Origin of the sequence: Salmonella sp. 741265050_HSA, from assembly GCF_046569445.1 — a bacterium.
Taxonomy (GTDB): domain Bacteria; phylum Pseudomonadota; class Gammaproteobacteria; order Enterobacterales; family Enterobacteriaceae; genus Salmonella; species Salmonella enterica.
Window position 1 is genome coordinate 24,691 of sequence record NZ_JBKFSV010000002.1, and the last position, 19,285, is coordinate 43,975.

The following is a 19,285-nucleotide window of genomic DNA, read 5'->3' on the forward strand; positions in this document are numbered from 1 at the left end:
TCTTATATCCCCGTCATACGACACGTAATAACTTTTTCATTTTTGCACTGCCAACAAGCTGATTTTTAATTTCCATCACCAGCGCATTGCGTGAAAAAATAATCATTAAAATAAAACTCAAAATACCGACTACAACCTGTAGTGCGAATACCCCTGACAACGGTAAATAGCCGTCGACCAGCTTTCCTGCACCGTAGCTGGTAATAAATGTTGGCAATGAGAGATAAAACGGTAGCCACAGGCTGAGAATATACTGACGATAGCTGGAGCCGAGTACTGGCTTAATCATCACGAAATAGCTCAGAATGGTGTTGATGATTTGCACCACCAGGAACCCCAGCGTCACGCCAATCGCCCCCGCCAGATGGCCGCCAATGAGAATTGCCGGGATAAACAGAAACGTTTTAAAGACGTTGAACTTAAAGCTGATATCCACGCGCGCTTTCGCCATCAGCAGCGAACCAATCGGGTTGCCGACCGAGCGCAACAGCCCCACCACGCACAGCAATTGCAGGATCGGGATAATACTGTTCCACTTCTCGCCAAACACTAACGGCACAAAATTGTTCGCCACTACCATCAGGCCCAACAGCGCGGGAAAATTGATAATTCCCACCACGGAAAGCAACTTATAGAAGTTGACGCGCAGCTTCTCGGTATCGTCCTGGATTTTGGCGAATGCCGGAAATAGCACGCGAGTAATGATGGGGTTAAGCTTCGCCGGCGGCACAACCGCCACGTTGTACGCGAGGTTATATCCCCCGGCGACGCTTGCGCCGAGAATTCTCGCCAGTACCAGCGTCGATAAATTCGTGTTGATGTAATTGACGATACTGTCCGCCGTCAGCCACGCGCCAAAACGCAGGTTCGTGGACACCGATGCCAGCGAAAAATGCAGCCCCGGACGGTAAATCTTGCGGCCGAAGTAACCAAACAGCAGCGTTCGCACCGCACTGTTCACCAGATAGCCGAGAATCGCGGTTAACGCCAGCGGCCAGTAATGGGCGCTAATCACCGTAAAGGTGAACCCCGCCAGCACGGAGGTCGTTTCGATCATGCCGATCTTATTGAACTCCAGCTCTTTTTGCATCAGCGCGCGGAACTGCTGCCCGTGAGGGATCACGATGAACGCCAGCGACAACGTTTTGATTAACGGCGCGAGATCCGGGTTATGCAAAACATGGGCAATCGCATCGCTCAGCCAAAAGACCACCGCAAATACCACAATCCCAAGCCCAACGTTTAGCCAGTAGAGCGTGGTCAGCTCCAGATGCCCAATCGTTTTACGCTGGATAATCGAGTTCGCGATGCCAAAGTCCGAGATCGTGTCGGCCAGCGCGATAATCACCAGCGAGACGGTCAACAGGCCAAACTGGTGGTTGTCGATGATCCGCGCCAGCACCGTCATCTGAATTAACCCCAGACCGATAATCACTATCGTGGCGATAGCCGACCATTTAGCGCCGCTGATCGTTTTTTGTCGTAAACTCATTCTTTTCTCCAGAACCTGCTCACAAGGCGTCATTGGCGCAGCCAGATTGAGCACTGCCCTGGTGCAATATGGCAAGTAAAATAGCCTTGTGGGTCAGGTTCTTAATACGCCGCTTTATTAACAAACCCTTTAAAAATCGTCAGAAAAACGATTTTGATATCGAACCAAATACTCCATTCGCGGATGTATTCCAGGTCGAACTCCACGCGTTTTTCCATTTTCTCCAGCGTATCGGTCTCACCGCGCCAGCCATTAATTTGCGCCCAGCCGGTGATGCCCGGCTTCATCTTGTGGCGTAGCATGTAACCTTCAATCAACTGACGATACTGTTCGTTATGCGCCACCGCGTGCGGGCGAGGACCGACGATGGACATCCCGCCGGTTAACACGTTGATAAACTGCGGTAATTCATCCAGCGAGGTACGACGCAAAAAGTTACCTACCCGGGTGACGCGCGGATCGTTTTGCGTCGCCTGGGTAACGACCTTATCGTTCTCCATCACCTTCATTGAGCGGAACTTCCAGACCTTGATCGGCTTGCCGTCCATCCCGTAGCGCGTCTGACGGAAAATCACCGGCCCGGGCGAGCTCAATTTGACCGCCAGCGCAATGCAGCACAGTACCGGTGAGATGAGCAGCAGAATCAGCGACGCCAGCACGATATCCTCTGCCCGTTTAAGCAGACGGTTAATCCCTGACAGCGGCGTGTCATACAGCGGAACGACCGGAACGCCGCTCATCTCCTCCACGCGCGAGTGGAGAATATTAAAGGTGAACACATCGGGAATAAGGATCACCGAGCAGGTGGTGTCGGCCAGCTCGCGCACCAGTTTTTTCACCATGGCGCCGTCGCTCATTGACATGGCGATATAAACATTGTGAATTCGCGAGGCTTTCGCATCGTCAATTAACTGCTCGAAGTTCCCGGCCCAGTCAGCAGAGACGCCGCCCGGTTTAGGATCGTGATAGACGCCCACCACCTCAAAACCCAGCCACGGCTCATTACGGAAGCTATCCAGCAACGCCTGGCCCGCAGGCAAATCTCCGGCGACGGCGACCCGGCGAGTGTTATAACCACGATTGCGTAGCCATCCCGCGCCGAAACGAATAAATGAACGGCATAACACTAAGCCCAGGCTGGACAGCGCATACCAGGCCAGCCAGGTGGCGAGGCGGTTGTCAAAGTCATCATTAAACGCCACCAGACCGGCGCTGAAGATCAGGCTCAGCGTCCAGTTTTGCAGTAACAGCGTTAACTCTGTCGACATTTTGACGCCGCGCCAGGAGCGATAAAAATCGGTTATCCCGCCCAGCATTTGAAAAACAACCAGCGTAATCAGCGCCACCAACAGGTGCATGTACAGGAATGGCAGTCCACTGACTTCACAGATGAACCACAGCCCGCCAAACATGATGGTGATATCTGAAAAGCGTTGCACCATAGAGATTAACGATGCATTGGTTTTGGCTCGTTCGCGCTTTTTTAGATTTGTCATCGTTGTTCCTGTGATTGGCCCCTTACCCGCAGGCGGTAAGGGGAGATCTGACGTTACTGATTCAGCAGCGCCAGCAGAGTGCGTGTTCGCGCTTCCATCAGCGGAATATCGCCGCGTGATTCCACATTCAGGCGCACCACCGGTTCGGTGTTCGACGAGCGCAGGTTGAAACGCCAGTCCGGGAATGACATGCTGAGACCGTCCGTGCGATCCACCGCCTGCGCCTCTTCCGCGAAGTGCGCTTCCACCCGCGCGATGGCCGCCGCCGGCTCCGCCAGCCTGCTGTTGATTTCCCCGCTCGCCGGGAACGCCGCCATCCGGTCACGAACCAGTTCACCCAGCGACTGCCCCTTCAGGCACACCAGCTCCGCCACCAGCAGCCACGGGATCATCCCGCTGTCGCAGTAGGCAAAATCACGAAAATAGTGATGCGCGCTCATTTCCCCGCCATAAATGGCATCCTCCGTACGCATCCGCTCCTTGATAAAGGCGTGCCCGGTTTTTGACATCACCGGTGTCCCGCCCGCCGCCGTCACCACTGCCTCCGTGTTCCAGGTCAGGCGCGGGTCGTGGATAATCTTCGCCCCCGGGTGTTTTTCCAGAAACGCTTCCGCCAGCAGCCCGACGATGTAGTACCCCTCGATAAACTGCCCTTTCTCATCGAACAGGAAGCAGCGGTCGAAGTCGCCGTCAAAGGCGATACCCATGTCCGCCCCGTGTTCAATAACGGCCTTGCGGGTGTCGTCGCGACACTCCGGCAGCAACGGGTTGGGAATGCCGTTCGGGAAGGTGCCGTCCGGGGTGTTGTGGATTTTGATGAACTCCACCGGCGCGCCCAGCGCCTTCAGACGTGCTTCGATGGCGTCAATGACCGGCCCCGCCGCGCCGTTGCCGGAATTCACCACCAGCTTCAGCGGGGTGAGATTGTTAACACTGATATAGCCCAGCAGGTGGTCGATGTAGGCGTCGCGCAGGCTGATTTGTCTGTAGCTGCCGCGCGCGGCCTCGTTCACCGGCGGGAAGTCGCCCGCTTCCGCCAGACGCTGAACGTCGCGCAGACCGGTGTCGCCGCTTATCGGGCGGGCACCCTCGCGCACCAGCTTCATGCCGTTGTAGTCCATCGGATTATGGCTGGCGGTCACTTCAATACCGCCGTCCACGCCGAGGTGGAAGGTGGCGAAGTAAATCTCTTCGGTGCCGGACATACCGATATCCAGCACGTCGACGCCCGCGTCCTGTAACCCTTTCGCCAGCGCCAGCTTCAGCGCCTCGCTGGTCAGGCGCACGTCGCCGCCCAGCACGATGGTTTTCGGTTTTAAATATTCGCCGTAAGCGCGGCCAATCCGCCACGCGATATCTTCATTGAGCTCTTCGCCCAGCCTGCCGCGAATGTCGTAGGCCTTGAAACAGGTTAATTTTGTCATGTGCTTACCCTTCTTCAGGCAACAGTTAGCCCTGACCGTAAATGGCCAACATCGTTATTGTTGTTCATTGCCGGATGGCGCGTTGCGCTTACCGGGCACCGTTGCAGGCGTCAGACCCGCCCGTAACGATCCTCGAACCGCACCACGTCGTCCTCTTCGAGATACGAGCCGGAACGTACTTCAATTAAATCGAGCGGTATTTTTCCCGGATTTTCCAGGCAGTGGGTCGCCCCCAGCGGAATATAGATGGACTCGTTTTCACCGAGCAGCTTAACCTCGCCGTTGATGGTGACTCTGGCGGTCCCCGCCACCACCACCCAGTGCTCGGCGCGGTGATGGTGCATCTGCACCGACAGTCCTTCCCCCGGCTTGACGGTAATGCGCTTCACCTGATAGCGCTCGCCCGCGTCGATGGAGTCGTATTTGCCCCACGGACGGTAAACCTCGCGGTGCATGTGGTGCTCATGGCGTCCGTCGGCCTTGATCTTCTCCACCACCTTTTTCACGTCCTGCACCGCGTGGCGATCGGCAATCAGCACGGCGTCTTTGGTCTGCACCACCACCAGATCCTTCACGCCGACGGTGGTCACCAGGCCGGATTCGGCGTAAACGTAGCTGTTTTCCGTTTTATGGCTGATGACGTCGCCGTGGTGGACGTTTCCCTCCGGGGTGTGGGCGCTGATTTCCCACAGCGAGGACCACGAGCCGACATCGCTCCAGCCCGCGTCCATTGGCATCACCACCGCGTCCGCCGTCCGTTCCATCACCGCGTAGTCAATGGACTCTTCCGGACAGGCGAGGAAGGCCTCTTCATCCACACGAATGAAGTCAAGATCCGGATCGACGCCGCGCATCGCCTGTTCACAAGCGGCCAGAATATCGGGGCGGAACTTTTTCAGCTCTTCCAGATAGCGTCCGGCGCGGAACAGAAACATGCCGCTGTTCCAGTAGTAATCGCCGCTGGCGACGTAGGCCTGAGCGGTTTCCAGCCCCGGCTTCTCAACGAACTGCGCCACCTCAAAAGCCACCGCATCCGTCGCGCCCGGCACGACATCACCGCGCCGGATATAGCCATAGCCGGTTTCCGGCAGATCCGGCACGATACCGAAGGTCACCAGTTTGCCCGCGTCGGCATAGGGCATGGCGCCGCGCACCGCGTCGCGGAAGGCCTCTTCATTGGCGATCGCATGATCCGCCGCCAGTACCAGCATCAGCGGATCGCAGTCCGTATGCTGGCGCGTCGCCGCCAGCGCCGCCAACGCAATCGCCGGCGCGGTATTGCGCCCGGCGGGCTCAAGAATAATGTTCTCCGTCAGCTTATTGAGCTGGCGGAGCTGTTCGGCAACGATAAAACGGTGCTGTTCGTTGCAGATAACCACCGGGCTTTCGCACTCCACGCCGTTCAGACGGCAAATGGTGGTTTGCAGCATGGTGAGATCGCCTTTCAGGCACAGAAACTGTTTTGGATAAAGCACGCGAGAAAGCGGCCACAATCGGCTACCGGAGCCACCGGCCATCACAACCGGGTAAAGTTTTGTCTGACGCATTATCATCCCCGAATATCTGCAATAAATTGGCGTAGCACGTTCTCTTTATTGAGCGTGCGTTCGGCGTATTCACGTGCCGTCGTGTTGTTTTTCGGCATGGCGAGCGCCTGGCTAATCCCGTTAACCAGCGCGTCGGTCGACTCCGGTTCCACGCAAACGGCGATGCCCGGATAGCGTGCGCAAAGTTGTCCTAATTCGGTGTGCGGCTCAGCGGTAATTACCGCATTGCCGCCGACCGCCAGAATGTTAGTCAGCTTGGAGGGCAGTACCGCATCCGCCGCGCCGCGCTTTTGCACCACCAGATGGCAGTCGCCCATTTTCAGTAGCGCGGGTAAGACGTCGTAAGGCTGCAGCGGGAGGAATTTAATATTTGGCAGGCCGCGTTCGCGGGCCATGTTCTCCAGCCGCGCCTTGCCGCCCCCCTGGCCGACAATCGCGAAAATCAGCGGTCGATCGCGTAATCGTTCCGCGGCGTCAATTACCTTTTCCAGCCCTTGTTTTTCGCCGATATTGCCGGAATAGAGCACAATTTTTTTGCCCTCTGGCAAGCCAAGCTGCTGACGCAAAGCCGTCACGTCAGCGTCATTAACGTCCTGAAAGCGCACCACCTCCGACCAGTTCGGAAAAAAGAGGATTTTTTCCGCCGCGACGCCTTTTTCCCGCGCTTTATTCATCATGGAGCGAGAAATGGTCGAAACATTATCAACGTTACGCAGCGCGCTGCGTTCAAAGGCCGTCGCTAACCGCGCTACGCTGCCGCGCTTGCCTTTTCCCGCCATTCCTAAGCCGAGCATGGCGTCCACTTCGTAATCCTGAATATGCAGTACGGTACGCGCGCCGGAGAGTGTCGCCAGCAGACGCATTCCCGGCGTACAAAAGAGCGTCGGTACAACGCCGATAATCCGATCCGGCTTCCAGCGACGCTGCGCCATCAGTGGGAAAAAACTGCTCAATGCAAAGCTCCCCAGATGAAGTAGTCGTTTTAGGGTGGAGGGCTGTTTCGGCACATACAGCGGGCAGCGCCAGACGGTAGCCTCGCCCTCTTCCCGGCGATAGCGCCAGGCGGAATAGCGCTCGCCGACCTTCCACTGCGGGTAGTACGGCGGCGCGGTGATTACCCGCACCTCATGGCCTTCCCGCGCCATCCACGCCACCATTTCGCCGGTATATTTGCCGATACCGGTCAGTTCCGGCGAATAGTTAATGCCATAGACCAGGATCTTCATAGGCCCACCGCCGGCGCGTCAGGAAGGAAGTAGGCCCGACTGTTCTCATGAACATTATCGCTTGCCAGAAGCTGTTCCGGCGTCAGCCAGCGGTAACTGCCATGCTGCGCGTCAGGCAGGCGTAAATCGCTCTCCGCCACACGCAGACGAAAGCCGAGCACGATGTAGTGAGTTGAAAAATCCTCACCGGAAAAGTTGTCGTCATAGAAGTGCTGCCAGACGCCATAAAACGTCCCTGCCGCCAGCGGCAGACGCACGCCCAGTTCCGCCTGCGTCAGGCGTGCAAAGGCGGCCTCCAGCGTTTCGTCTTTGCACACCCGCCCCCCCGGCACAAACCAGTAGCCCTGCGCCGGACGGTTGAGACGCTGGCCCAGTAAAATTTCCCCCTGGCCGTTTTCCACGATGAAATCGAGGGAGATGAGGGGCGTCGCCCGCACCACGGCGGCGAAATCTTCCTGACGTAAAAACATTGTCACCCCCGGAACCGTTGCTGATTCTCAAGGAACCACTGGTAAGTACCGGCAAGCCCTGCCTCCAGTGAAATTTCGTGATACCAGCCAAGCTGATGCAGGCGCGTGACGTCGAGTAATTTACGCGGCGTGCCGTCCGGCTTCGCGGCGTCGAACACCACCCGGCCCTGGTAACCCACCACCTTTGCGATGGTCTGCGCCAGCTCGCGAATGGTGCAGTCCACGCCAGTGCCGACGTTAATGTGCGACAGCATCGGGTCGGTGTTCTCCTGCCACACTTCGCGCGCCAGCTCCATCACGTGAATACTGGCCGCCGCCATATCGTCAACGTGCAGAAATTCGCGCATCGGCGTGCCGCTGCCCCACACCACCACCTCCGGCGCGTGGCTCTGCGCAGCCTCATGAAAGCGGCGCAGCAGCGCCGGGATCACATGTGAATTGTCCGGATGGAAATTGTCATGCGGGCCGTACAGGTTGGTTGGCATCACCGAACGGTAGTCGCGACCGTACTGCCGGTTGTAGGACTCGCACAGTTTAATCCCGGCGATCTTGGCGATGGCGTACGGCTCGTTGGTCGGCTCCAGCGTTCCCTGCAGCAGCTCGCTTTCCGCCATCGGCTGCCTTGCCAGTTTCGGATAGATACAGGACGAACCGAGAAACAGCAGTTTGTTCACGTTGTGCAGGTGCGCGGCGTGAATAATGTTGCTCTCTATCATCATGTTTTCATAAATAAAATCCGCCGGATACGTGTTGTTGGCGACAATGCCGCCCACTTTCGCCGCCGCCAGATAAACCTGGTCGATACCCGCCCCGGCAAAGAACGCCTGTACCGCGCGCCCGTCGAGCAGATCCAGCTCATCGCGGGTGCGCAGCACCAGTTCCACGTCGCCGCGCTGCGCAAGCTGCCGTACAATGGCGGAGCCCACCATCCCGCGATGGCCCGCCACAAAAATTCGTTGCTTATTCATTCTCAGGACTCCAGCGCGATGGCCACCTCGTAACCGTGAGATTTCAGCAGTGAGTGTTTTTTCGCGGCCTCCAGATCGTTCGCCACCATCTCGGAGACCATCTCCGACAGGGTGATTTCCGGTTTCCAGCCCAGTTTCTCATGCGCTTTGGACGGGTCGCCCAGCAGGGTTTCCACTTCCGCCGGACGGAAATAACGCGGATCAACGGCCACAATCACATCGCCCGGTTTCACGCCCGGCGCATCGTGTCCGGTAACGGATACCACGATCCCTTTTTCATTAATGCCTTCGCCTTCAAAGCGCAGTTTTATCCCCAGTTGCGCCGCCGCCAGCTCCACAAACTGGCGTACGGAATACTGCACGCCGGTGGCAATCACGAAATCTTCCGGCTGCTCCTGCTGTAACATCATCCACTGCATTCGCACGTAATCTTTCGCATGACCCCAGTCGCGCAGCGAGTCCATGTTGCCGAGATACAGGCAGGACTCCAGTCCCTGCGCGATATTGGCGATGGCGCGGGTGATCTTACGGGTGACGAAGGTTTCGCCGCGACGCGGGGACTCGTGGTTAAACAGAATGCCGTTACAGGCGTAAATGCCGTAGGATTCACGGTAGTTGACGGTGATCCAGTAGGCGTACAGTTTCGCCACCGCATAGGGGGAACGCGGGTAGAACGGCGTGGTCTCTTTCTGCGGAATTTCCTGCACCAGCCCGTACAGTTCAGAGGTGGAGGCCTGGTAGAACCGCGTTTTCTTTTCAAGACCGAGGAAGCGGATCGCCTCCAGCAGGCGCAGCGTGCCCATCGCATCCACATCGGCGGTATATTCCGGCGACTCAAACGACACCGCCACATGGCTCATCGCGCCCAGGTTGTAGACCTCATCCGGCTGCACTTCCTGTAAAATGCGGGTCAGGTTGGAGGCGTCGGTCAGGTCGCCATAATGCAGATGAAATTTCGGGTTGCAGCTGTGCGGATCCTGATAAATATGGTCCACGCGCTCGGTATTAAACGATGACGCGCGGCGCTTGATACCATGCACCTCATACCCTTTTTCCAGCAGAAATTCTGCCAGGTAAGACCCATCCTGTCCGGTTACGCCAGTAATGAGAGCGACTTTTGACATTTTCATTTCCTCAAATAGTCCCGTTAGGGAGTAACTTTCTGAACGCGCTGGCGCGTTACCACTGCGGGATTGCCCCGACAAATCGCATTTGCCGGTAATGATTTAAATACGCTGCTGCGTGCGCCGACGACGGTGCCATGACCTATCGTCACGCCGGGCGCGACAAAAACATCGGTTGCCAGCCAACATTTTTCGCCAATAACAATCGGCGCGGCGTTAATATCGAAATGGGCGCTGGTATAATCATGGCTACCGGTACACAAATACCCTTTTTGTGAAATGACCGCATGTGCGCCAATATTAATTTCACCCAACGTATATAACACAGCGTCGTCGCCTACCCAGGCATAATCGCCGACGGTTAATTTCCACGGATAGGTAATTTTTACTGACGGTCGGATAACCACATTCTTTCCAATTTTGGCGCCAAACAGACGCAGCAAAAAGGCTCGCCAGCGATACAATATTTGCGGCGACCCAGCGAATAATGTCGCCTGTACCGCCCACCATAATTGTACTTTTAGCGCATTAGCGCCGCGGAACCCCTTCGGCACCGTAAAGCCGCTAAGATCCTGCATAATAACTCCCGGTGATTAGACTTTGTTATACCGCGCTTTTGTTTTACCCGTCGTTTTCAGACGTAATAAATAGGATAATTGCGCCCAAAACCCTGGCACACGTAATATTTTTCGCTGTACGTTTTTTGCATCCTGACATAATTCCAGATTATTCGAGGTTGACACGCCGCCCATCGAAAATTCAGATACCAGTCCGTTAATTCGCCGAAAAGGATAGCCTGCTTTATAGAGACGGGCCGCCAGCGCATAATCTGAAGAGACATGATATTGCAGATCATAAGGATACTTTTTTAACGCTACCGTCGGGAAAAATATCGCCTGATGGCTGGCTGGCAAACTATGGTAGATATAATACCCGGGTTTAGCCTTCCGGCGTATTTTATGCCCGCCGCCGAAATCCAGCAGCGCGTCGCCAATATACATCGCCTCGCCCTTTTGTCGCGCCAGTTGCCGGACAAACAGCGCGGCATCATCATGGAACGCATCACCGGAATTAAGAAACAGGGTATAGCGCCCCTGCGCCAGCGCAATGCCTTTGTTCATGGCATCATAAATACCGCGATCCTTTTCACTGATAAAACGCAGGTTAAACTCACCGTGACGTTTTTGCAGAAATTCGCGCGTGCCGTCCTCCGAACCGCCATCCACTACGATCCATTCAAATGACAGGCCCGGATCGCGCGCCAGATTGCGCAGCGAGCGCCAGGTTTTTACCACCCCTTCGTAATTGCGAAAGGCGACGGTAACGACGCTTAAAAACATGCCACCACCCCGTTATGAAATTTTTAACGCCTTGCGCAAAATGAACGGACAGACGATTAAAAAAGCATATTCCGGGCTAAATATTGAACCGGTAAAAAACAGCGACACCGGCGTAAAAAGATAGAGCTGTACCCGAAAATTGCGATTATCGCCAAACGCATTTAGCGCCATTTTTAAAACTTTCCCCATATACCACAGCGTCATTAGCACTGCGAACCAGGAAAAATAAATAATCAGCAGATACAATCCATTGTCTATGGTTTTCCCGACATCCGCACCGTTAAAGATTCCGAATGATGCGACATATTCATAAAGTGAGCCAAATCTGACTACACCATCAATATGGGTCAAGGAATATCCGACCATGACTAAGGGGCCTACAATACGATAATAAGAAGATGAGCCTTCCGTCCCTAAATCGCCAAGTCGTGTCGCGATATAAGGAAATGCAATAATTACCCCAACCAAAAACAGGGTTAATGAGACCAGCGCCAGTGGAAGTTTTTTCTTTATCGCATCCTTATTCAAATATTGGAACGCCCACTCCAGAAGATAAAACAGGATAAAGGTCATTACCCCTGAAAATGATCCTGATAATATTATCCCTGCCAGAATCATAGCATCGCTTTTCGGTGTTTTGATACCAAACTGTTTGATGCTCAGCCAAATTGAGATTAGTGCCAAAGCGAAAAATGCCGGTTCAAAATAAAGCGCAGTGGTACGCTTACCGCCAAATTTTATGAAGTTCAGTACGTAGCTATTACTGTAAATGAGATATTTCGAAATTCCTTCCATAATACTGCTGCCGCCGGTAAGGATAATTTGCGCCATCTCAACCGCGGCGAGCGCGACCACCATACCCACCACCAGATAAAAAAAACGCAAAATCTTTCGGTGGTTATGCGCGGAAATGGTTTTGAATCGGATACTCCAGACCATCCCGATAATGACCACAATATAGACAAACAGCATCGTGGACGTGACATATTTACCGGCATTCAGCGACTGGCCGAACAGGAAGTTAAATGCCGTAAGCCCCGCGCCGATGCCTAAGGCGATCATTAATTTTTTTACGCTAATGCGTTCCACAAATAACAGCAGCAACAGCGGTAAAAAAGTGACGATGGTAATGGGAAAGCTTTCCCCCAGTTGGGCAATCTTGACATTGACCAGTAGGTAGATCAGCGGCAGCAGCAGATAGCTACAGATTCTGATAGAACGAGACATACTCCTCCAGCATCTGTTGACCGCTGTACGCGACGCGGCTACGCATACGAAAGGCGTCCAGCGTGGCGCCAAATACCGCCTGAGCAATCTCTGGCTTACGCCGCTGCGCCAGGCGCAGTACATCTGTAGCGGCAAAGGTCTGGCCGCCGGATTTCGCCAGCACCTCCTGCGCCGCCTCGCTGTGGGTAGCGAGCACCGGTACGCCGATCGAGAGCGCTTCACACAAGATCAGCGGATAGTTATCGACCCGCGAGCTAAAGACCAGCGCATCCATCTCATTGAGCGCGCTCATTAATTTGCGCTTATCGGTTTCAAAACCGTGATTAACGACGTTTTGGCCAGTAAAAGGCGAAAATTTACCGAAGGTATGCAGTTCAATTTTTTCGCCCAGCGCCATCATGTCGTGTACCAGACGCTGGTCAGTTTTGCCGTCATAACGCAAGTCATGCGCCACAATGGCAATTCGCGGTTTGCCCGGATTCAGCGGCACAGGTGATAGCTGCGCGAGAATCGCCTCGGTCGCCAGATCGATACCGTTGTTAATAATCTGGCAGCGCCCCGCGCCATAAACGCTGTTAAAGGCCTCGGCCACGTGCTGGCTCGGTGAAATAAACCGGCAGCCCAGCCGCAGCATGTCCCGAAAGCGCTGACGTTTGCCGCCAATAAGCTGGTGCGCCCGATCCACCCTGACCGGCGGATAATTGCTTAGGGTCGGACATTTTTGGCAGCCGCTTTTCCAGCCCTCGCAACCGTCGGTGAAGGCGCAACGCCCGGTGACGCTCCAGTGATCGTGCAACGTCCAGACCAGCGTGACGTCCGGTTTTTGCGCTTTGACTTTTTCGCAAAACATCACGATGTCCGCCAGGTTTAGCCAGTAACTGTGGAGAACATGAAAATGCAGCACCAGCGGGCCGGATGTCTGGATAACCGTGCGGTAAAGATTGTCGAGATTGCCAAACAGATCGCGATTCAGGAAACGAAACAGCGCGATATTAGCGATTGCCGTGCCGCGCGGCGTCTGTTTTATCACCTGCGGATAACGGTGGTGGCTGACGCTTTTTTTTCCGCCTTTGCCATAACCATAGACAAAACGTGACGTCAGCCCTTTTTGCAGCGCCCGCAGATGGAGATCCAACGCCACTCCCGCCGCGCCGCCTTCCGCCAGCCGTACATTAAATTGCAGAATATTCATGTGCTGACCTTCACCCGTGCTTTTTCTCCCACCACCAGCGCATGGTCCGGAATACTGTCAAGCACCACGCTACCCGCGCCAATCGTGACGTGATTACCAATAGTAATATCGCCAAGCAGGATGACATTCGCCCCCAGCTCAACGCCGTGACCAATCACCGGACAAGCCAGGCTGTCCGCGCCGCGATTGCCAATGGTGACGCCGTGGCGAATGGTAAAATCGTCGCCGGCGACGACATGTTTGTTGATCACTACCGCGTAACCATGATGGATAGTGAACCGCCGACCAATGGTCGCGGCGGCCTGGATTTCATACCCGAACAGGCATTCCGTGATCACACGATACAGCACCAGCACCGGCGCGGCCCACAGATTATTCAGCACATTCTTTTTGCGCCAGACGGAACAAAAATGAGCGATACGGTAGGCCAGCACCATGCAACAGGGGCGTAAGCTCCAGCTATTCGCGCGTAAGTCTTCCAGCATCGTTATCGCCCCCGCAGCCCGGCCGCCAGGCGTTTGCTATTACGCACGGAGAGCAACGTCAGCAACGTGCGCCAGGTCATTCGCTTATTGCGAATTTGGTACAGGGTAAAAAGCTGGTATTTTTTACTGGCGCGATCGAATTTATCTTTGTGCTTACGATAAAAATGGAAATAGCCGGAGAACTTTTTCGGCGAAGAGGTAATCTGCATCTCGCCGTGGTTGATATGTAAAATTTGCGTCGCCTCTTCGACTTTCCACGGTTCGCCATACTCCACCACCATGCGCAGAAAAATGTCGTAGTCCTGCGCCGCCTTGAGTTCGGTATCGAACAAACACGCTTTAAAACGCCAGGCCCAGGTAAAAACCTGATTGCCAATAATATTGCGCTTGTAGAATAAGCGGCGCGAATAAGGAGATTTCGGATACAGCGGCAGGCTGGCAGGCTGAGAGTAGACCTCGCCCTCGCACACATAGTCGTTGGCATACAAAAAGGCGTGTGTAGTTAACTGGTGTTTATGGGCCAGAAACACGCTCAGACGGTTGGGCGTCCATTCATCGTCATCATCAATACCGGTAATATAGTGTCCTTGCGCCTGCATAATGGCCTGATTGCGTACCGCGCAGGCGCCAGTATTCATGGCGTTATGAGTATAACGAACGCGCGGGTCGTTCAGCTCCTCAACAAATTGTTGTAGCTGCTGATAAGATGAGGAGCAATCATCCACGATGATCATCTCCCAGTGACGGTAGTCCTGACGTAGTACTGATTTAATCGCCCGGATAGCCAACTGCTGCCTGTTCCAGGTTGGCATATAAATTGAGATCAGCGGATTGTCTGTTGTCATGCTTATTCCCCAGATAGTTTTGCCGCATGGCGCTACGCCTGTCCGGCCTACAGTCACAGGCCGCGCCATCCGGCACGCCTTATTTTTTATTTGGAATCTGACTGGTATTCATACTCGTAATAGCCATAATCCTGGTAGCCCGTCGCCCGGCGGAAAATGGAGTTGAGAATGACGCCTTTGACCTGAATGCCATTCTGGTCAAAACGGCTCAGACTGGTTTCCACCTCTTTTAAAGTGTTGACGGCATAACGCGCCACCATCAGCGTCGTCCCGACGTGACGACCCACAATCGCGGCGTCCGTCACGGCCAGAATCGGCGGCGTGTCGATTAATACCAGATCGTAGCGGCTGCTTGCCCAGGCGATCAGCTCGCCGAAGCGCTCGCTCATCAGCAGTTCTGATGGGTTAGGCGGTACCTGACCGCGCGGAATAAGATCAAAATTAGCGATCGCCGTGGGTTTCGCGCAGGAGGCTATCTCGCCTTTGCCCGCCAGAATGTCAGATAAGCCGTCCACGTTATTGGTGCCGAGCAGTTCATGGGTGTAGCCCTTACGCATATCGCAGTCGATCAGTAATACCCGTTTATGCGTCTGGCTGATGACGGCCGCCAGATTGGCGCAAACAAAGGTTTTGCCGATAGAGGGGCTGACGCCTGTGAGCATGAGTACATTATTTTGCGCCTGCATCATGGCGAAATGCAGGCTGGTGCGCAGGCTGCGAATCGCCTCAATCGCCAGATCGGTCGGATTGCCCACCGCCAGCAGTTGGCTCTGCTTGTAACGCTTAATCCCTTTAATGGTTTTGACGCTATCGCGCGCTTTTTGCCATTCCGACAGCGGAATACTGGCATAGACGCTGATCCCGTGCTCCTCCAGCGCCTGCGGGCTTTCAATACCGCGATTAAACAGCGAGCGCAGCAGCACGCCGACAATCGATAACATTAATCCCAGAATAATGCTGCCGAGAATAATCAACGCCTTTTTTGGCTTCAGCACGCCCGGCTGGGTAATCGCCGGGTCAACGATGCGCACATCGCCAACGGTGCTGGCTTCGGTGATTTTCAGCTCCTGCTGTTTATTAAGCAGTTGCATATAAACCTGCTGGCCGGACTCCACATCACGGGTCAAACGCACAATCTCCTGCTGGGTTTTCGGCATCGCCGTCACCCGCCCGTTCAGTTTGGCTTTTTCATCTTCCAGCGCTTTACGTTTTTCCAGCAGGGTGCGGTAAGCCGGATGCGCTTTGGTAAAGAGCTTGGAAATTTCCGCCTCTTTAAACGTCAACTCATTCAACTGGGCGTCGATATTAACCATCGAATCGAGCACCGCCTTCGCCTCCAGCGGTAAATCCACCGAGTCTTTATCCTGGCGGAAAGCGTTTAGCTTGTTTTCCGCCACATCCAGACGGCTGCGGACTTCCGGCAGTTGTTTTGCCAGAAACGCCAGGCTCTTCCCCGCCTCTTCAGATTTCCGCGCAATATCCTGTTGCAGATAGTTACGGGTAATACTGTTGAGAATTTCGCGGATCTGGTCGCGATCCTCTCCCGTGAACGTCAGGCTCAGAACGCCGGTATCTTTGCCGGTTTCCGTTACGGTGAGGTTATTTTGCAGGTTATTAATCATGCCAGGCGTTGAGAATTTACTCACCGTAAATTCCGTATCAGGACGGGCGTCAATCGCCTCTACCTGCATCGTCACGCCGTCTTTATTGAGTGGCTGGCCCACAACGCCCTGCGCGCTAAATCCGCCGTCGCTAACCAACTGATAACGTTTGTCGCCCAGCACTTTGAGGGTGAAGATCTGTCCGCTCATCGTCTCTGGTCGGGTGAATGTCGTGACTTTCACCCTTTCATTGTGACGTCCCATCAGCCGTTCCCACCCGGCGCCGAAGAGCGGAAAGGTGTTTTTGGTGACGGCAATATCCAGATCCAGATCGTCAACGGTCTTCCCCAGCACCAGGCGCGATCGAATGAGCTGAATTTCCGCATCGGAAGCCGGCGGCTTATTCGCTAATGCGCTGTTGATATCCTGTACCAGCGAATTACCGGCGTTTTGTTCAATCTGCACCAGCGCATCGGCGCTATAGATGGGCGTGGCGAAGAACGTATAAATTACCGCGCACAGCGCAAATATGGCCGTCGTCCCCAACACCCACCAACGCGCTTCAATCACCGTTCCGACCAGACGCCCGATATCGATTTCATCGCTACCCGTAGCCGCCGCAGATTGTTTTACTTTTTCTGTCATGGTTTTCCCTGCTCTGCATTCAGTGCCTGCGCCCACTGGCGGGCAGACCTTTCCAGTAATGTGTACACCGCCTCAAACGCATCGCGGCTTTTGCGATACGGGTCCGGTATTTCACGCTCGCTGTCCCAGTGACCAAACAGCATTACCTTGCCGCGCATTTCCGGCGCAATGTCGCACAGGGCGGCGATGTGGCGTTTCTCCATCGTCAGAATCAGGTCATATTCCCGGCACAGACGCGCGGAAATTTGCCTTGCGCAGTGATTTTCCAAAGACAGATCGTGGGCGCTCGCCACGCTCGCCGCCGCAGGATCGGCGCCTTTGCCGACCAGCGCGCCTAATCCGGCGGATGCAACCGTCAGCGAGGGATGAAAGCGCTTTAGCAAACGTTCCGCCGTCGGAGAACGGCAAACATTCCCCACACAGACCACTAAGATTTTGTTAAACATAACGATTACCAGGAATGAATGTCGCTGGCCGTATCCGTCATATAACGGACACCGCTAATGGTCGGCAGCAACTGATTGATCAGACGGTTCCAGCGAGCAACCGGCGCGGTCGTGACGTACACCACATCGTAAGGCTGAAGTCGGAATTCCGTCGCCATCACCAATGACGTGGCGTCAGACATATCAAGCTGGTAGATATTGGCGATCTTGCCGCCGCGTCCCCCCTCGCCTTTCAACGGACGAATCACAAAAATGCCGCTGGCGCTGGAGGTGGTCAGATCGATGCCTTCCGCATTGCCTAATGCTTCGGTGAGCGTCATGCCGCTGAAATCCATTTTGAGGGTGCTCTGTTTTTTCACTTCGCCCATGACAAAGACTTTCAGATCGTCATTGCGCGGCACATACAGAATGTCGCCAGGGTAGAGCAAGCGGTTCTGGCTAAGATCGCCATTTTGCATCAGCGCCTGTAGCGAAATGCGCTGTTCTTTGCCGTTGTGCGTCAACACGACATTGCGCCAGTCCGCCATATCGGTCAGGCCGCCCGCAGCGTTAATCGCATCCAGGACGGTTAGCGGTACGTTAGTAATGGCCTGCTGACCGGATTTATTCACCTGGCCGGAGATGTACGCTTTTTGCGAGCGGAAAGCGGCGATATTGACATCCACCTGCGGGTCCGCGATGTACTTCGCTAAACGCCCGGTAATATCGCTGCGAATCTCTGACAAAGTTTTACCGACGACGCTAACCTTGCCAATGTAGGGATAAAACATGGTGCCGTCCGGCTGTACCCAGTTGCCGGTATCGCTTGAGCTACGGTACTGGCCTGCTGGCGTGGTCAATTCCGGGTGATCCCAGACGGTGACATTCAGCACATCGCCAGGCCCGACGCGATACTGATAGCTGGCAATCTCCTGGTCCAGCGACATATTCGGTTGCGCGACATTGGGCCGCGGGCGTAATTGCTCAACCAGCCGTGGCGTCAGCGGATACACATTGACCATCCGGTCGAGATCAAAGTCAGCGTCTTGCTGTTTGATCACATCTTTCCCCATCGTAGACATATTGCTGCCCGGAAGTACTGTGCAACCACTTATCAAGCTGAGCGACGCCAATAATGGCATCAATTTCATTTTGGATTTCATCATTGATTATTTATCACTTTGGCAGAGTCATTATCCTGTGCAATTTAAATAGCGGCTTCGTCCGTGCACATTTACCTTGCAGTTAATGGCAGAGAAAATTAACTGGCATCATTCTGAAAAAAAATCAATTCATCCGCAGGCTATTGACAGAATAATAAAGGCTTATATTCAGGCTTTCAGGCACGCTACCGCCCCTGGCTTCTTAGCTACCAATACACTGATTATTCTAAATTTTCGCATTCCCCTCCGATTTTATCCTCGTTCAGATAAAAATCTTCAGCGAAATAAAGGTTACGTATTAATAGTTTTCTCGATGTCGTGACAGGATATTTAAGAGCGCTATCTTAATCCTGCAAGAATTGTTGCAGCTAACCTAATGACAGGCAAGGTAACAAACCCGCCATTCTATATTTTTAAGATTAATATTAAATGAATTAACAGATGATTTTAGGATTTTATTGATGTTGACAATATTTATTTACTCCACTCCACCTGCGATATTTCCTAAATATATTCTTGACATTATTTAGTTTCCGACAGAAACATTACGGCTATTTTAAAGTTATTTTATAGCCGCGTAACAAAGATAAATTGCTCTGCGGCATTGCATTTTTC

17 protein-coding genes are annotated in these 19,285 nt (G+C 54.2%); all 17 read right to left on the bottom strand.

All coding sequences use genetic code 11. The features are described from left to right. Window positions 1-13: 13 nt before the first annotated feature. Complete coding sequence (gene wzxC, locus ACLD4F_RS05835; RefSeq protein WP_411010720.1) at window positions 14-1,492, bottom strand: colanic acid undecaprenyl disphosphate flippase WzxC; 1,479 nt, start codon at window positions 1,490-1,492, stop codon at window positions 14-16. Window positions 1,493-1,593: 101 nt separating this feature from the next. Next, the gene (gene wcaJ / locus ACLD4F_RS05840; protein WP_000183155.1) at window positions 1,594-2,988 is read right to left on the bottom strand and encodes an undecaprenyl-phosphate glucose phosphotransferase; all 1,395 of its coding nucleotides are present in this window, start codon (window positions 2,986-2,988) and stop codon (window positions 1,594-1,596) included. A 53-nt stretch (window positions 2,989-3,041) separates the two neighbouring features. After that, on the bottom strand, window positions 3,042-4,412 hold the full coding sequence (gene cpsG / locus ACLD4F_RS05845; RefSeq protein WP_023231091.1) for a colanic acid biosynthesis phosphomannomutase CpsG: 1,371 nt from the start codon (window positions 4,410-4,412) through the stop codon (window positions 3,042-3,044). Window positions 4,413-4,522: 110 nt separating this feature from the next. Next, window positions 4,523-5,965, bottom strand: a complete 1,443-nt coding sequence (gene cpsB, locus ACLD4F_RS05850; RefSeq protein ID WP_000605946.1) for a mannose-1-phosphate guanyltransferase — start codon at window positions 5,963-5,965, stop codon at window positions 4,523-4,525. After that, window positions 5,962-7,185: a colanic acid biosynthesis fucosyltransferase WcaI gene (gene wcaI, locus ACLD4F_RS05855; protein ID WP_411010721.1), complete on the bottom strand. Its 1,224-nt coding sequence runs from the start codon at window positions 7,183-7,185 to the stop codon at window positions 5,962-5,964. The genes cpsB and wcaI overlap by 4 nt, the downstream gene beginning before the upstream one ends. Then, window positions 7,182-7,655, bottom strand: coding sequence for a GDP-mannose mannosyl hydrolase (locus ACLD4F_RS05860; protein WP_001533018.1), 474 nt, complete (start codon window positions 7,653-7,655; stop codon window positions 7,182-7,184). Before ACLD4F_RS05860 ends, wcaI begins: the two co-directional genes overlap by 4 nt. A 2-nt stretch (window positions 7,656-7,657) precedes the next feature. Next, window positions 7,658-8,623 carry a GDP-L-fucose synthase family protein gene (locus ACLD4F_RS05865; protein ID WP_001041704.1) on the bottom strand — a complete coding sequence of 322 codons (966 nt, stop codon included), beginning with the start codon at window positions 8,621-8,623 and terminating at the stop codon, window positions 7,658-7,660. 2 nt (window positions 8,624-8,625) lie between these two features. Continuing rightward, window positions 8,626-9,747, bottom strand: a complete 1,122-nt coding sequence (gene gmd, locus ACLD4F_RS05870) for a GDP-mannose 4,6-dehydratase (protein ID WP_000048160.1) — start codon at window positions 9,745-9,747, stop codon at window positions 8,626-8,628. 23 nt (window positions 9,748-9,770) lie between these two features. Beyond that, the gene (gene wcaF / locus ACLD4F_RS05875; protein ID WP_001153603.1) at window positions 9,771-10,325 is read right to left on the bottom strand and encodes a colanic acid biosynthesis acetyltransferase WcaF; all 555 of its coding nucleotides are present in this window, start codon (window positions 10,323-10,325) and stop codon (window positions 9,771-9,773) included. Window positions 10,326-10,340: 15 nt separating this feature from the next. Next, window positions 10,341-11,087, bottom strand: a complete 747-nt coding sequence (gene wcaE / locus ACLD4F_RS05880; RefSeq protein WP_000480134.1) for a colanic acid biosynthesis glycosyltransferase WcaE — start codon at window positions 11,085-11,087, stop codon at window positions 10,341-10,343. A gap of 12 nt (window positions 11,088-11,099) precedes the next feature. After that, a complete protein-coding gene (wcaD, locus tag ACLD4F_RS05885; RefSeq protein WP_000091397.1) occupies window positions 11,100-12,314 on the bottom strand; it encodes a colanic acid polymerase WcaD in 1,215 nt (404 codons plus the stop codon). Further along, window positions 12,289-13,506: a colanic acid biosynthesis glycosyltransferase WcaC gene (gene wcaC, locus ACLD4F_RS05890; protein ID WP_080207892.1), complete on the bottom strand. Its 1,218-nt coding sequence runs from the start codon at window positions 13,504-13,506 to the stop codon at window positions 12,289-12,291. Before wcaC ends, wcaD begins: the two co-directional genes overlap by 26 nt. Beyond that, entirely contained in the window at window positions 13,503-13,991 is a 489-nt protein-coding gene (wcaB, locus tag ACLD4F_RS05895; RefSeq protein WP_000888724.1) for a colanic acid biosynthesis acetyltransferase WcaB, read from the bottom strand. The genes wcaC and wcaB overlap by 4 nt, the downstream gene beginning before the upstream one ends. A 2-nt stretch (window positions 13,992-13,993) precedes the next feature. Next, complete coding sequence (wcaA, locus tag ACLD4F_RS05900) at window positions 13,994-14,836, bottom strand: colanic acid biosynthesis glycosyltransferase WcaA (protein ID WP_000205692.1); 843 nt, start codon at window positions 14,834-14,836, stop codon at window positions 13,994-13,996. An 86-nt stretch (window positions 14,837-14,922) separates the two neighbouring features. Further along, the gene (wzc, locus tag ACLD4F_RS05905; protein ID WP_411010722.1) at window positions 14,923-17,082 is read right to left on the bottom strand and encodes a tyrosine-protein kinase Wzc; all 2,160 of its coding nucleotides are present in this window, start codon (window positions 17,080-17,082) and stop codon (window positions 14,923-14,925) included. Further along, complete coding sequence (gene wzb, locus ACLD4F_RS05910; protein ID WP_000482224.1) at window positions 17,079-17,528, bottom strand: low molecular weight protein-tyrosine-phosphatase Wzb; 450 nt, start codon at window positions 17,526-17,528, stop codon at window positions 17,079-17,081. The genes wzc and wzb overlap by 4 nt, the downstream gene beginning before the upstream one ends. 5 nt (window positions 17,529-17,533) lie before the next feature. After that, complete coding sequence (locus ACLD4F_RS05915) at window positions 17,534-18,673, bottom strand: polysaccharide export protein (RefSeq protein WP_108638467.1); 1,140 nt, start codon at window positions 18,671-18,673, stop codon at window positions 17,534-17,536. Window positions 18,674-19,285 lie beyond the last annotated feature (612 nt).

Bases quoted from the DNA above. Each gene is read 5' to 3' on its own strand.
- wzxC (WP_411010720.1), bottom strand. From the start codon at position 1,492: ATGAGTTTACGACAAAAAACGATCAGCGGCGCTAAATGGTCGGCTATC.
- wcaJ (WP_000183155.1), bottom strand. From the start codon at position 2,988: ATGACAAATCTAAAAAAGCGCGAACGAGCCAAAACCAATGCATCGTTA.
- cpsG (WP_023231091.1), bottom strand. From the start codon at position 4,412: ATGACAAAATTAACCTGTTTCAAGGCCTACGACATTCGCGGCAGGCTG.
- cpsB (WP_000605946.1), bottom strand. From the start codon at position 5,965: ATGATAATGCGTCAGACAAAACTTTACCCGGTTGTGATGGCCGGTGGC.
- wcaI (WP_411010721.1), bottom strand. From the start codon at position 7,185: ATGAAGATCCTGGTCTATGGCATTAACTATTCGCCGGAACTGACCGGT.
- ACLD4F_RS05860 (WP_001533018.1), bottom strand. From the start codon at position 7,655: ATGTTTTTACGTCAGGAAGATTTCGCCGCCGTGGTGCGGGCGACGCCC.
- ACLD4F_RS05865 (WP_001041704.1), bottom strand. From the start codon at position 8,623: ATGAATAAGCAACGAATTTTTGTGGCGGGCCATCGCGGGATGGTGGGC.
- gmd (WP_000048160.1), bottom strand. From the start codon at position 9,747: ATGTCAAAAGTCGCTCTCATTACTGGCGTAACCGGACAGGATGGGTCT.
- wcaF (WP_001153603.1), bottom strand. From the start codon at position 10,325: ATGCAGGATCTTAGCGGCTTTACGGTGCCGAAGGGGTTCCGCGGCGCT.
- wcaE (WP_000480134.1), bottom strand. From the start codon at position 11,087: ATGTTTTTAAGCGTCGTTACCGTCGCCTTTCGCAATTACGAAGGGGTG.
- wcaD (WP_000091397.1), bottom strand. From the start codon at position 12,314: ATGTCTCGTTCTATCAGAATCTGTAGCTATCTGCTGCTGCCGCTGATC.
- wcaC (WP_080207892.1), bottom strand. From the start codon at position 13,506: ATGAATATTCTGCAATTTAATGTACGGCTGGCGGAAGGCGGCGCGGCG.
- wcaB (WP_000888724.1), bottom strand. From the start codon at position 13,991: ATGCTGGAAGACTTACGCGCGAATAGCTGGAGCTTACGCCCCTGTTGC.
- wcaA (WP_000205692.1), bottom strand. From the start codon at position 14,836: ATGACAACAGACAATCCGCTGATCTCAATTTATATGCCAACCTGGAAC.
- wzc (WP_411010722.1), bottom strand. From the start codon at position 17,082: ATGACAGAAAAAGTAAAACAATCTGCGGCGGCTACGGGTAGCGATGAA.
- wzb (WP_000482224.1), bottom strand. From the start codon at position 17,528: ATGTTTAACAAAATCTTAGTGGTCTGTGTGGGGAATGTTTGCCGTTCT.
- ACLD4F_RS05915 (WP_108638467.1), bottom strand. From the start codon at position 18,673: ATGATGAAATCCAAAATGAAATTGATGCCATTATTGGCGTCGCTCAGC.